The sequence below is a fragment of the Kitasatospora sp. NPDC004615 genome (assembly GCF_042873545.1).
Classification (GTDB): Bacteria; Actinomycetota; Actinomycetes; order Streptomycetales; family Streptomycetaceae; genus Kitasatospora.
In genome coordinates this window covers 1203470-1217024 of the sequence record NZ_JBIALQ010000001.1, presented here as the reverse complement: position 1 = coordinate 1217024, position 13555 = coordinate 1203470, and the positions used below count along the sequence as shown (strand labels likewise).

Sequence of the window (13555 nt, the reverse complement as noted above, 5' to 3'; positions counted from 1 at the left end):
TCCATCGCGGCCGACGAATCTCTCCCACGTGCCCGGTCACCCCGGCCGGGCCGTCCGAGAGAGGGGACGCACATGTCCATCAAGGGACTCCGCAAGGCCACGCTGGCCCTGGCGACGATGGCGATGGCCGGCGGTATCGCAGTGACGGGCGCCGGGTCCGCATCCGCGTCCGTCGGCGGCGGCTGCGCCGGGCCGGACTACCAGAAGGTCTGCATCAGTGACGGGTGGACCCAGGTCAACACCTCGGTGACCACCAACTTCGCCAGCAGCAACTGCACCGAGCAGGTCATCATCTGGGACTACACCACCAACACCCAGGCGATCTCCACCTCGTTCCCCTGCCACTCCGGCCAGTACACCTTCACCTGGGCCCTCGCCAACCCGACCGCCGGCCACGACTACAAGGCCGAGGCCCGCTTCTACTGGCAGCCCGGCAGCGGCTACACCTACCAGACCAGCCCCGACCTGCACTTCTGAGCACGCCCCTGAAGATCTGACCCGACGCTTCCTCCCCCGGACGCCACTCCGCCCCACCGCCACCCCCTTCGGCGGTGGGGCGGAGCCGTTCAGGACCGGGCAGGGCGGCGGCCGGAGCGCAGGACCAGGGCGAAGCCGCAGGCGAAGGCCGCGAGGGTGAGGACGGGTGGGTGGCCGGACGGGGCGAAGCCGTTGACGGCCAGCCAGGCCAGGGCGGGGAGGATTGCGGCGAGGCCGCCGAGGAGCAGGGCTGGGGATCGCCCGGTGCTGCCGGTGAGGCCGAGCAGGGGGCGTTGGGCCCGTTGCAGGACGGCGACCAGGGCGACGAGGAGCACGGTCAGGACGGCGAACCAGGCCGGGCGCAGAGCGAACCACTGCCAGGAGCCGATGCCCGCCTGCGGGACGAGACCGGCCGGGTAGAGGGTGACGGCGACCAGCACCACCGGGACGGGGTGCCACAGGTAGACCGTCATCGCCGCCCGGTTGAGGCGGGTGACCTCGTCCCGTCGCGCCGGGGTGGCCAGGAAGCGTTGCGCGGCGGGCTCGGCGGCCAGCAGGAGGCCGCACTGGGCGGCGGCGAAAGCGAGCAGGGCGATCGACGGCGGCGTGGTGTTGCCGGCGTGCAGGCCCGCGCCGACCATGTCCACCGGGAACGGGCCCCAGATCAGCAGGACGGTGAGCAGGAGCGCGCCCGCGAGCGCCAGCCCGAGCGGGCGGTGCCCCCGGGTGAGGCTGCCGTCGTGCCAGGCGAACCCCCACTGGTGCATGGCGCCCCACACCAGCAGGTAGTTGGCGAACCCGACCACCGGCAGTCGCGGACCCAGGATCGCGACATCCACCAGCGCGGCGGCGGTCGCCATGGCAGCCGGCACCGCGAGCCCCCAGCGGGTGTGCGCGGCGTGCAGCGCCGGGGTCAGCGCGATCAGCAGCAGGTAGACCGGGAGGAACCACAGGTGCAGGGCCAAGTACCAGCCGGCCTGCGCGAGTTCGCCCGCGTCCGCGCCACCCGCCCAGGCCCCGGCGGCGGCGAGGGCCATCACGCCGACATACACCGCCGTCGGCCACAGCAGTCGTAGCGCGCGGCGGTGCACCCAGCCCGCCCAGGACTCCTCGCGGTGCGCCGTCCAGGAAGCGGCGTTGGCGTAGCCGCCGACCAGGAAGACGACCGGCATCACCTGGAAGAGAAGGGTGACCCAGCGCCCCCAGCCCACATACGCCAGGGCGTCATGGCCGGTCACCCGCCCGGCGCGGTAGGTGAGGTCGGTCAGCAGCCAGTGGCCCAGCACGACAGCGCAGATAGCTGCTACCCGCAGGAGATCCGCGTAGTGGTTGTGGTCGGCGGGGTGGTGGGGCATGGGGGTCGCGCCGGATCCGGGAGGTTTTGGCCCGTACACCTCATTATCCGGCAGGGTGTGACCGCAGGCGGGTGCGAATCCGGGGGCGCGGGGAGACTTGCGCGCGAGCAGGCGGCGACCAGTCAGGGGCGCGTGGGGGTACCTCCCGGCCCGCCAGGGCCGGGGGAGAACTGCGCGACAAGCGCACGCCCGTCCGCAAGGTCGCGATCAAGTGCAAGTCATCGCCCGCGTCGCGATCTTGCGGTCGGGTCCTTCCGCTGCGCGCAGTTCCCAGTAGGCGCGAAGGTCTTGCAACGCCTACTCGGAGCGGGCCGACCCCGCATCTCTGAGGGGCCCGCCCAGCCCCGCCCCTTCCTCCCTCTTCGGGTGGTCGGGATGGGGCCTTTGTCGTTTGGCTTCCGTCAGCCGAGATAAGGGGTTGCTCGATTCTCCAGGAAGTGGTGGAGCCGGAGTTGCTGGGTGTGGTGCATCGGCAGGTCTCCGATGTCTTCGGGTGCCACGAACCGGAGATCGGTCGACTCATTGGAGATCCGGAGTGTCCCGCCCGTGATGCGCGCGGTGAAGCAGACATTGAACTGCTGTCGTACCTCACCGTCCGAGTAGGAGATCACGTGTCGTGGGTCGGTGTACGTTCCGACGAGTCCAGTGATCTCCACGTCAAGGCCGGTCTCCTCGCGGACTTCCCGGACGGCCGTCCCCGGAAGCGACTCGCCGAGATCCATCGTGCCGCCCGGCAGCGCGTACAGGCCGTTGTCGGTACGCCGCTGAAGCAGGATGTGCCCTTCACCATCGGTCACCACCGCGGACGCCGCCACCACCAGACGGTTCGGCTCCGGCGCGTCGGGATCGTCGTAGAACTCGGTGCGCACCACGTGATCAGTTCTCCTCAACCGGCAGGGCCGCGTTTCATACTCCATCGAAGCTTGCAGCGTAGGTGGCTGCCACTTCCCCGGAAGACGTCGCGGACACCGTCCGTGCGGCACTGTTCCCGAAACCCGCCGGATAGGGTCACAGACCGGGAAGTTCCGCAGCTCGCGGTTCTGCGCGATTTTTTGCGGGGCTTGGGGCGGGGCCGGCGGGCGTCGGCGCGGGCCTGCGCGGCATGGGGGCGGTAACTGCCGCTGCCCGGACGGCTGTTGCGCCGGATCTCCCGGCTGACCGTGGACGGGCTGCGGCCCAGCTCGGCGGCGATCGTGCGAACGCCGGCCTTCTCCGGGAGCCGGTCGGCGATGTGGATGCGCTCGTCCTCACGCAGGTACCGGGACGGTCCGGGCGCGGCGGCGGGCGCCCGCTCGGGTCGAGCGGGCGCCCGGAACCTGTTCGGGTCCGTCCGGCCGTTGCGCCACTCGCGTCCGGTTCGCTCGTGGACGCCGACCAGCAGGGACGCCTCCTTGTTGCTGTAGCCCTGTTGCACGAGCTGGAAGTGTTCCGCCCGCTCGGCACGGAGCCTCCTCGGTCCCTGCGGCTCCCGATTCGCTCGGATCTCGAAGTCCATCGCACCCCTTCAGCTGGGGTGTTGCGACGACCGTCAGAACCCAAGTCTGATCCGGGCGGGCCCGTCCTGCGCGATCAGGTCAGCCGTCGAGCTCCGCCGAAGGCAAGGTCGCGCCCGGGACGTCCGCCGGAGCGAGCAGCGCTTGTTCGCCGGGGTACGGGGTCGTCCAGTCGTGGGCCTCGTACCAGGTGAGGTGGTTCATCTGGGACGGGTTGGCGCGGTCGGGGGCGGCGCCGGTGCCGGTGAGGTGTTGCTGCTGCTTCCAGTCGGACCACTTCTGCACGAGGTCCGCCCGGTCGGCGGGGACGGTGCCGGTCGCGGCGCGGGCGGCGGCCGGGTTCTGGGTGGCGGGGACGTCGAGGCCGCAGGAGGGGGCGGTGGCGAGGCCGTTGGTGAGGGAGGTGCGGTTGGGCTGGACGTTGAAGGGGGTGAGGTCGGGGGTGCTGGTGAAGGCCGAGGTCATGGGGGTGGCCGCGGTGTCCTTCTGGTTCATCGGCTTGATGCCGAGGATCTGTTCGATGGTGCGGATCATGTTGATCTGCGAGTAGTAGTGGCTGTCGACGACGCCGCGCTGGGCGTAGGGGCTGATGATCTGGATGGGGGCGCGGTGGCCGTCGACGTGGTCGAGGCCGGCCTGGGAGTCGTCCTCGACGACGAAGATCGCCGAGTCCTTCCAGTACTGGCTGTGGGTGATCCTGTCGACGATCTGGCCGACCGCGAGGTCGTTGTCCGCGACCTGGGCGGCGCCGTTGGCGGGGCCGCCGGTGTGGTCGCTGGAGAGCCAGAGCATGTTGAGGTTGGCGGGACCGTTCTTCTCGAAGTCCTGCTGCCAGATCTGCGCGCGGTAGATGTCGGGAACGCTGGTGTCGAACATCGGGAAGCCGGGCACCGAGACGCTGTTCAGCGAGGGGATCGGCGAGGAGGAGTTCAGCTTGTACGCCGAGGGGTTGCCGGTGGTCTGCATGGTCTTGGCGTCGCAGTACAGGTTCTGCCAGGTCGCGTCGGCCGGCTTGGTGAGGAACTGGTGGAACTCGCCGAAGTCCCGCACGCTCTTGCCGGACGCCTGGGCGCCGCTCCACAGGGTGCCGCTGGCCTGGTGGCCGAGGGCGTCGTCCTCGGTGTCGTAGCTGCGGATGTACTCGCCGGCCGAGGACTCGGTGTACTCCGGGTTGTCCGCCTGCATCAGCCAGTTGTGGCCCTCGGCGGAGTTGGTGCCGATGTCGTACGTGTTGTCGTACAGGCCGAACTGCTGGGCGAGTGCGTGCTGGTTGGGCGTCACGTTCTGGCCGAACTGGGCCAGCGACGGGTCGCCGTTGCCCTGCGGCAGGTCGCCGAAGAGCTGGTCGTAGGTGCGGTTCTCCTTGACGATCAGGAAGACGTGCTTGATCGTCGACGGGTCGCCGATCCTGTTGGGGACGGGCACGGCCTTGGCCTTGTTGCCGGTGGCGAGCCTGGCCGCGTTGTTGGTCCAGTTGTTCTGCGCGAAGACCTTGCCGGTCTGCTTCCGGATCTCCTTGTCGCTGGGCAGGGCGAACCGCACCACGCTGGAGGTGGTGTCGTGGGTGCCGTGCGCGCCGTCCACCCGGCGGGCGTCGATGCCGCGGGTGTTGGAGACCAGGATCTGGTTGCCGGACGAGGAGATCTCGGAGGGGAAGTAGTCCGTCGGCAGCAGGCCGACGTAACTGGCGGGCTCTTGCGGGCCGCTGTACCGGTAGACGGCTACCGCGTTGGCCCGGCCGAGGGTCACCAGCAGGTGGCCGTCGTCGGTGAGGGTCACCGCGTTGGGCTCGTAGCCGATCGAGGCCTCGGACCAGGGCCGGGTGGCGATGGTCTGGACGACCTTGTCGTTCCGGGTGTCGATCACCGAGACGCTGTTGCCGGCGGTGTTGGTGACGAACACCGCGCCGTTCTTGGCGTACACGGCGGTCGGGTGCAGGCCGACGTCGATGCTCGCCGGGACGGCGGACGGGTTCGCCAGGTCGATCACGCTGACCGTACCGGAGGTGGTGGCGGCGGTGTTCGGGTCGGCGGGCACCTGGGTGCCGTACGAGTTGACGGTGTTTTCGCCGGGCTGCGCCGGGCGGCCGCCCTCGTTGCTGACGTACAGCTTGCCGCCGGCCTGGACCAGGCCGCGCGGGGCGTTGCCGACGGCCCAGCTCTGCTTGACGGTGCCGCTCGCGGTGTCGATCGCCACCACCCGGTTCTGGCCGTTGACCGCCGCGTACGCGGTCGCGCCGTCCGCCGAGAACACCAGGCCGGCCACCAGCGCGCGCTGCGAGCCGGTCTTGGCGATCTTGACGACGACCGGGTTGGTGACGCTGCCGTCCGGGTTCACGTCGAACCGGGTGTACCCGTCGGGCTGGCCGAGCCACAGCTGCTTGCCGCCCGGGGAGTACGTCGGGCCTTCCTGGCCCACGTTGTTGCTGCTGATCTTCGGGGTGGACGAGGCGCCGCTGCCGACCAGCTGCTGCACCTTCCAGTTCCGCACGTCCACGATCGCCAGCGCCGCGCCGCCGTCGGTGACCGAGGCCGCCAGGTGGGTGCCGTCCGGGCTCACCGTGGACGACATGATCTTGCCGTTGTTGATGACCAGCCGCTCGCCGTAGGGGGCGAGGTACTGGTTGCTGGAGACCAGTGCGCCCTGGTCGTAGACCTGGCCAACCCGGTTGGTGCCGAAGGTGTCCGACTTGGCCCAGCCGACACCGGCGCCGGCCGCGACGACCACGGCCGTGGCGGCGGCCGTGACCAGCGTCCGGCGGCGGGTCCGGCGGCCGGACGTGCTCGGGGTGTCCTTCACACGACGACGTGTGACCTGCATCGTTACTGTCCCTTCGAAGGTGCCGGAAGCAGATCGACGTTGCCGTCGAACTGCCAGAGCGGGTTCGGCGCGTCACCGGTGGAGGTGCGTACCAGGAAGTAGCCGTTCACTTCCTTCGGCCCGTCGCCGTCGGCGACGAACCTCCCGTCGGGGGCGATGTCGAGCTGGTAGACGGCCGTCCCGGTGGCCTCGACGCCCGGGAGGTGCCAGGACACGACGCAGCGCCAGTCGTTGCCCGCCCCTTCGGGCTCGACCTCGGTGCTGCCCTTGTCGCACGCCGCCGTGACCTGCAACTGCGCCTCGGTGACGTCGGGACGGTTGAGTTCGGCGGTCTGCAGGCGGTACAGGTGCGCGAAGGCCGTGGCGACCGAGCGCTGCACCTTGTCCTGCTCGATGCCGGAGCCCGCCGCGTTGAGTGCCGGGGTCAGGATCCCGATTGTGGCGGCGAGCAGGGCGGCCAGCGGCAGAGTGCCGAGGGCGAGCGCGCGGCGGCCGGAGCCGTCGTGCACCGGGTTGGTGAAGTCGCGCCGCAGGAACAGCAGTCGGGCAAGCAGCGTGGCGGCCACCGCCCACACCAGGGAGACCGCGACGCCGATCAGCAGCGGGCCGAGCTGCACCGGGCCCGTGAACAGGCCGTTCCAGGAGACGAACGCGTAACCGGGCAGGGCGAGCCGCACACCGACCGGCAGCGGCAGCAACTGGGCGAGCTGCATCGCCAGCGCCACCAGCGCGGGCAGCAGCAGGCCCATCGGGGAGCGGCCCAGGGCGACCGAACCGAGCAGGCCGATCCCGGCCAGCGCCAGCGTCGGCGCGAGCGCGCACAGCCAGGCCAGCAGGACCTTCAGCGCGGCGTCGCCCGGCGACAGCAGGTGGCCGTCGAGACCCACCAGCGGGTGGTGGCCGACCGCCAGCAGACCGCCGGCCGTGGCGGACACCGCCAGACCCGTCACCAGCAGCACCAGCACGGTGAGCGCGGCCAGCGCCTTCGCGGCGAAGATCCGGCGCGGTGAGCGGACCGCGACCAGCAGGTGGCGCCAGGTGCCGAGCCGGTCCTCGGCGGCGAACACGTCACCGGCGACCACTGAGGTCAGCAGCGGCAGTGCCCAACTCCCCGCGAACCCGAGCGTCACCAGCGGCCCCGCCCAGCCCGTGGCGTGCATCCAGCGGCCGAAGAGCGTGTCGGTGGGGAGCGTGCTCTGTTGGCTCACGGCGGCGACGAAGGCCGCCGGGGCCAGCCAGCAGGCGAGCAACAGCAGCCGGATCCGCCACTGCGCGACCAGCTTGACCAGCTCGAAGCGGAAGGCGCGGGACACCGGCACGCGGGTGGCGGCGGGGGTGGTGGCGGTGGCGGGCGTGCGGGTGGTGGTCATCGGGCGTCCGCCTGCGGCTGGTCGGTGAGGGCGAGGAAGGCGGCTTCGAGTGCCGGGGCGGGCCGGCAGGCGAGCAGTTCGAAGCGGTGGGTGGTGGTCATCGGGCGTCCGCCTGCGGCTGGTCGGTGAGGGCGAGGAAAGCGGCTTCGAGCGCCGGGGCGGGCCGGCAGGCGAGCAGTTCGAAGCGGTGGGTGGTGGTCATCGGGCGTCCGCCTGCGGCTGGTCGGTGAGGGCGAGGAAGGCGGCTTCCAGTGGCGACACCACCGGCGCGAGCTCGCGTACGGCGATGCCGGCCTGGACGAGTCGTGTCACCAGGGCGTCCAGCGCGGGTACGGCCGCGCGGATCACGAGGCGGTCGGTGGTGTCGTCGGTGAGGCGGACGCCCGCCGTTTCGGCGGCGACGCGGCGGGCTGCTGTCGGGTCGGAGGTGAGCAGCCGGTGGTCGAGTTCGCGGTTCCGGGCGGCCAGTTCGGTCAGCGGGCCGGAGAACACCACCCGTCCGGTGGCGAGGACGGTGACCTCGGAGCACAGGGCCTCCAGGTCGTCCATGCGGTGGCTGGAGAGCACGACGGCGCAGCCGTCCGCCGCGAGCCGCCGGAGTACGCCGTGCACCTGCCGCTTGCCGGCCGGGTCGAGACCGTTGGACGGCTCGTCCAGGACCAGCAGCCGGGGCCGGGTGAGCAGGGCGGCGGCGAGGCCGAGGCGCTGGCGCATGCCGAGCGAGAAGCCGTTCACCCGGTCGTCGGCGACATCGGTGAGGCCGACCTGGTCGAGTTCCTCCTCGACGCTCGCGGCGCGGCCCTGGAGTGCGGCCAGTGCGGTGAGGTTCTGCCGGGCGGTCAGGGCGGGGTAGAGACCCGGCCCGTCCACGAACCCGGCCACCCCGTCCGGCGCGGCGAGCGCCCGCCCGACCGGTGTCCGCAGGATCTCCAGCCGGCCCCCGTCGGCGACGGCCAGCCCCAGCAGCAGCCCGAGCAGCGTCGTCTTTCCGGCGCCGTTCGGCCCCACCAGGCCGTGGATCTGCCCCTGCGTCACATCGAGGTCGACGCCGTCGAGGGCGATCACGTCACCGAAGCGCTTGGTGATCCCCCGGGCCCGGACCGCGAGCAGTGTGTCCATGAGTGCCTTCCTCCGAAACCGTTGGAGACCCTAGGCACTTGACGCGACGCGATCAGGGCCCGGCCTCTGAACGTTCGTAGAACGGAAGGCGGAGATTGTGCAGCGCAGTTGACGTCCCGTCACCGGATTGGCTGACGAGTGCGGTAATCCTCCTATTTGTCGGCCGGGTGGCTGAGGAGCCGACGGAACGCCGCTGCCCGGCCCGCTCGGGTGAGCGGGCCGGGCAGCGGTGGTGCGGGGGTCAGTGCTGGTTGTCGTCGTCGCCCTGGTTGTCGTCGTCGCTCAGCGAGCGCGGGTCGATCGACCAGATGCCGCGCCCGAAGGTGGCGGCGTACAGGCGCCCGTCCGGGCCGGTCTTGAGCTGCTGGACCGAGGTGGTGGGCAGGCCCTTGCCGAGCACCTTCCAGTTCTTCTCGCCGGGCGCGCGGTAGAACGCGGCGAGGTCGGTGCCGAGCACCAGCGCGCCGTCCGGCAGGATCTTCACCGAGGTGGCCGGGACGTCGGGCAGGTTGGCCGAGACGTCGGTCCAGGTGGCGCCGCCGTCACGGGTCTCGAAGAGGTGGCCGATGCCCGCGCCGGGGCCCTCGGTCCAGGTCCGGGAGAAGCCGTTGAAGGCGACGAAGACGTGCTGGGCGTCCTTCTGGTCCACCCCGAAGGAGCTGATGTAACGGTTCGGCAGGGTGCCGTCGACCGGCAGGTTCAGCTGGTGCCAGCCGGTGCCGTCGGTCTTGCCGACCGCTATGCCGCGGCTGAAGCCCTGGTTGTTGCAGGGGCCGCACCAGCCCGCGTACACGGTGCCGTCGACGGTGGCCACGGCGGTGGCGAGGTGCCCGGCGCCCAGGTCGTAGGCGTTGCTCCACTCGCTGCCGCTGCGGATCGCGTAGCCCTTGTTCTGCACCCAGACGTGCCGGCCGCCGGCGATCCAGGTGTTGCCGTTCTTCGGGTCGCTGGTGATCGGCGCGATGAAGCGGGCGCCGGCGCCGCCGAGCTTCTTGTCGGGCGGGGCGACCTCGTAGGAGGTGGCCTTGCTCGGGTCGTCCAGGGCGGCGCCGTTGTTGACGGCGCAGTTCTGGGTGACCCACATGTCGAGGTAGACGTACTCCTCGGCGATGTTGCAGCCGTTGTTCGGGTCGACCAGGGTGTCGGCGCCGTCGCCGCCGAAGTTGGAGCCCATCACCTTGTCGCCCGCGCGCAGGATGGACTCGCCGTTGTCCTGGAGGCCGCCGGAGACGATGACGCCCTTGCCGGAGCGGTCCGCCGGGTCCTTGCCGATGCCGACCGAGTAGTACTGGAGGGTGTCGATGGTGCCGTCCGCCAGCGACTTCCAGTCCGTGGCGTGCCCGGAGGCGTCGGCCGCGCCGGCGACCGGGCGGCTGTAGATGCCGCCGTCGTTGCCGACGTACACGCTGGGCTTGCCGTGGTACGAGCCGATGGCGACGGCGTGCTGGTCGGAGTGGGTGGTCGGCGAGCAGTCACCGGTCTGCTTGCTCGGGTCGATGCTCCAGCAGGAGAACGGGAAGTTCCAGTACGGGCCGGGGACGGTCCAGCTGGCGCCGCCGTTCTTGGTCTCCAGCACCTCCTCCAGACCCGCGTACACGTGGTCGGGGTCGACCGGGTCGACCTGGAGGAACTGGTTGTACCAGGACTGGATGCCCGGCTGGTAGCCCTCGTCCTGCAGCGCCGAACCGGAGTCCTTGAGCTTGTCCTTGTCCGCGATCTGCGTCCACGGGCCGTACGGGGAACCGGACTTGGAGACGTAGATGCCCTTGAGGCCGGAGTCCGGGTCGGTGCTGGTGAGCAGCGGCGACTGGTCGATCGCGTAGTAGCGCGAGCCGTCCGCCGAACGCGCGAAGGTCACGTTGCCGACGTTCGCCGCGTCCGTCGGCAGCTCGCCGAGCGAACCGACGCGCTGCCAACTGCCGTCCGCGGCCTTGCTGTAGAAGCCGTTGTAGGTGTCGCCGCCGCGCCAGCCGATCGCCAGGACGACCTTGGACGGGTCCTTGGGGTCGATCGCGATGTCGTTGGCGATGTTCTTGTACGGCGCGGCCGGGTCCTTGGCCTTCGAACCGCCCGGCAGGTAGTCCGGGTTGGGCGCGAACTCCAGCGTCCACGGGCCGGACAGGTCGGTGCTGGAGTGGCTCCACACACCGCGGCTGGTGGCCGCCCACACCTTGCCGCCGCCGAAGCGCAGCGCGTGGATGACGGTCGACTCCAGCTCGGGGCCACCGACCCGGTTGCGGGGCTCGAACCGGCCGTGCTGCGGGTCGGCGAGCAGGTACACGCCGGTGCCGACGTACGAGGTGGCGCCGGTGTTGGACTCGCCGGTGGCGTACCAGAGCCGCCCGCGCTCGTCGAGGTCCAGCGTGCCGGTCGACAGCGTGGGCAGCTTGTCGGCGATCGGCTCCCAGTTGCCGCCGCCCGTGCGGGAGCGGAACACGCCGCCGTTGGCGCCGCCCGCGTACACGTAGCCGTCGTCGTCGGCGGCGACGCCGGTGATCCGGCCCGTCACGTACCCCGAACCGCCACTGGAGTTGGAGTTGATGTCGCGGTAGCGCGGGTCGTCCGAGTTGTACGGCTTGTTGGTGACGTGGTTCCAGGAACCGCCGGTGTGCGGCAGCGACTGGAGCTGCGCCCAGGCCGCGCCGTACGCACCCGGGGCGATGACGCCCGGGGCGGTGCGGGCCTCGGTGTACTGGGCGACGCCCTCGGCGGAGTTCTCCGCCTCGTCCGCGCCGTCGTCCCCGCCGGCCTCGGCCGCCGCGAACGCGGACCGGCCGGTGACCTTGCCCTGCACCTTCGCGGCGTGCTGCTTGCCGCCCTTGGCGAGTTGCTGCGCCTGACGCGGGAGCTCCTTGGTCGGAGCCGGTGCCGCGAGCGCCTGCGAGGTGGTCAGGCCGAGCGCGGTCAGGGCGACGGCGGGCAGCAGCAGCCGTCGGCGTTGCCTCATGGGCACGATGGTGTCCTTCCCGGACGGGTGGGGGTGCGTGTACGCAGAGCGAAGCTTCGCGGTTCGGCGGGTCGCTGGGAAGGGACTGGAGGCAATGAATGGTTAAAACCCGAACCGCGTCCGGGAGTTCAGCGGGCGGCGGTCGGTTCGGGGCACGGCGGTCCGCACCCCGCCCGGGCCGCGACCGGGCGGCGCCGGATTCGGCCACGGAGCCCGAACCCCTGCGCCGGCGGGCGGCCGGAGGGGCGGGTCGGGGGTGGTCCGGCGCTGCGAGCAGGGGGCTTGCCGCCGCCGGGTGCCGGGTGGCCGCGGATCCGAGGTCCTCGCGGGCTGTGACTGGTGGGACTGGTGTGACTTGCGAGGTGAATCGGAATCAAAACGTCCGATTGTGAGGGATCTTCACAACGGCTTGTTCTCGCGCTGTGGCGGTCCGGCACCGGCCACTAGCGTCGCTGCTCGAACACACCGGGGGAGAGGACAGACGGCATGACGACACCGACCACCAACGAGCAGGACCCGCTGGCCGGGGCGACGGACCTCTACGTCTTCGGCTACGCGCTGATCATGATGGAGCTGACCCGCCGGCTCCAGACCAACACCGAGCAGGTGAACGCGACCCAGGCGCCGGTCAACCAGTTCTGCCAGTACACCTCGCCGCCCACCCCGGAGATGAAGGACGTCGTCCGGCCCAACGTCGACACCCTCTACACCCAGGCGTGGATCGACCTGGCGGACGGGCCGATGGTGCTGACGGTGCCGCAGATGGACGACCGCTACTGGCTGATGCAGCTGATGGACGCCTGGTCCAACACCAGCGAGGACTCGCCCAGCAGCATCACGCCGCTCATCGGCACCAGCACCGACCCCGTGCAGGACATCCCGGTCTACGCCTACGCGCTGACCGGCCCCGGCTGGGAGGGCGAGATCCCCGCCGGCATCAAGCAGGTGACGTTCCCGACCGACACCCTCTGGCTGATCGGCCGCATCGAGCTGCACAACCTCAGCCCGGACGAGGTGCAGACCGTCGTCGGCTACCAGAACCAGATGCGACTGATGCCGCTGAGCGCCTGGACCGACGGCGGCACCTGGGTGGCCCCGGACGGCCACTACGACCCGAACGTGCCCACCACCCCGCCGTCCGAGCTGATCACCCAGTTCAGCGGCACCGAGTTCTTCGCCGAGCTGTCCGCCCTGCTCGAGCACACCCCCCTGGACCCGCCGGACGACAAGACCTCCGCGCTGCTCGCCGACCTCGGCGTCCACCCGCGCGACGAGAGCCGGCTGCCCGACGCCGCCACCCTCGACGCCGCCAAGGACGCGGCGCTGCCGGCCATCACCAACCACCAGGGGGCCCCGTTCATCAACGGGTGGAAGTTCGCCAAGACCAACATCGGCACCTACGGCACCGACTACCTGCAGCGCGCCAACATCGCCATGTTCGGCCTCGGCGCCAACCTGCCGCAGGACGCCCTCTACCCCAGCACCTTCAACACCTCAACCGATGCCGACGGCGCGCCGATCGCCTACACCCTCACCTTCCCCGAGGGCCAGCTGCCGCCGGTGGATGCCTTCTGGTCGCTGACCGCCTACGACGCGTCGAGCTTCCTGGTCGACAACAACGAAAACATCTACGCGATCGGCCACTTCGCGCCCCCGCTGGCCAACGCCGACGGCTCGACCACCCTCTACGTGCAGGCCGAAGAGCCCGCCGACCCCGAGATGGCGACGGCCAACTGGCTGCCCATCCCGACCGCCGGCAACTTCTCCGTCACCCTGCGCCTGTACGCCCCCGTGACCGACGAGGTCCTCCCCGACTGGCCGCCGGCGCTCACCCCGGTGCAGTCGCAGGACTGACCCAGCCGGTTCCCGCTTCCCAGAACCGGCACCCCCCGCCCGCCGTGCCCCCGCACGGCGGGCACTCCCATGTCCTGATGTCCCGTCAATTTCCCTGCCCTGTACCGATTTTTAAGCGTC

General features: G+C 70.9%; 8 protein-coding genes and 1 pseudogene. 2 read left to right on the top strand and 7 right to left on the bottom strand.

Features of this window, described 5'->3' with window-relative positions; all coding sequences use genetic code 11:
• Positions 1-72: 72 nt before the first annotated feature.
• The gene (locus tag ACFYS8_RS05490; protein ID WP_387636079.1) at positions 73-477 is read left to right on the top strand and encodes a hypothetical protein; all 405 of its coding nucleotides are present in this window, start codon (positions 73-75) and stop codon (positions 475-477) included.
• A gap of 89 nt (positions 478-566) precedes the next feature.
• Here ACFYS8_RS05490 and ACFYS8_RS05485 read toward each other — a convergent pair whose 3' ends face one another.
• The 7 genes and pseudogenes from ACFYS8_RS05485 to ACFYS8_RS05455 all read right to left on the bottom strand — a co-directional run bounded on the left by ACFYS8_RS05485 (position 567) and on the right by ACFYS8_RS05455 (position 11581).
• Complete coding sequence (locus ACFYS8_RS05485) at positions 567-1832, bottom strand: acyltransferase (protein ID WP_387636077.1); 1266 nt, start codon at positions 1830-1832, stop codon at positions 567-569.
• Between the two features lie 401 nt (positions 1833-2233).
• Positions 2234-2704 carry an NUDIX domain-containing protein gene (locus tag ACFYS8_RS05480; protein ID WP_387636863.1) on the bottom strand — a complete coding sequence of 157 codons (471 nt, stop codon included), beginning with the start codon at positions 2702-2704 and terminating at the stop codon, positions 2234-2236.
• Positions 2705-2851: 147 nt separating this feature from the next.
• A pseudogene (locus tag ACFYS8_RS05475) lies at positions 2852-3327 on the bottom strand (helix-turn-helix domain-containing protein); the annotation flags it as partial.
• 79 nt (positions 3328-3406) lie between these two features.
• Positions 3407-6145, bottom strand: a complete 2739-nt coding sequence (locus tag ACFYS8_RS05470) for an alkaline phosphatase family protein (protein ID WP_387636075.1) — start codon at positions 6143-6145, stop codon at positions 3407-3409.
• 2 nt (positions 6146-6147) lie between these two features.
• The gene (locus tag ACFYS8_RS05465) at positions 6148-7515 is read right to left on the bottom strand and encodes an ABC transporter permease (protein WP_387636073.1); all 1368 of its coding nucleotides are present in this window, start codon (positions 7513-7515) and stop codon (positions 6148-6150) included.
• 198 nt (positions 7516-7713) lie between these two features.
• Complete coding sequence (locus ACFYS8_RS05460; RefSeq protein WP_387636071.1) at positions 7714-8634, bottom strand: ABC transporter ATP-binding protein; 921 nt, start codon at positions 8632-8634, stop codon at positions 7714-7716.
• Positions 8635-8875: 241 nt separating this feature from the next.
• Positions 8876-11581 (bottom strand): glycosyl hydrolase, encoded by a 2706-nt coding sequence (locus ACFYS8_RS05455; RefSeq protein WP_387636068.1) that lies wholly within the window; start codon positions 11579-11581, stop codon positions 8876-8878.
• A 486-nt stretch (positions 11582-12067) separates the two neighbouring features.
• Here ACFYS8_RS05455 and ACFYS8_RS05450 point away from each other — a divergent pair, with 486 nt between their 5' ends.
• Complete coding sequence (locus ACFYS8_RS05450) at positions 12068-13435, top strand: DUF1254 domain-containing protein (RefSeq protein WP_387636065.1); 1368 nt, start codon at positions 12068-12070, stop codon at positions 13433-13435.
• Positions 13436-13555 lie beyond the last annotated feature (120 nt).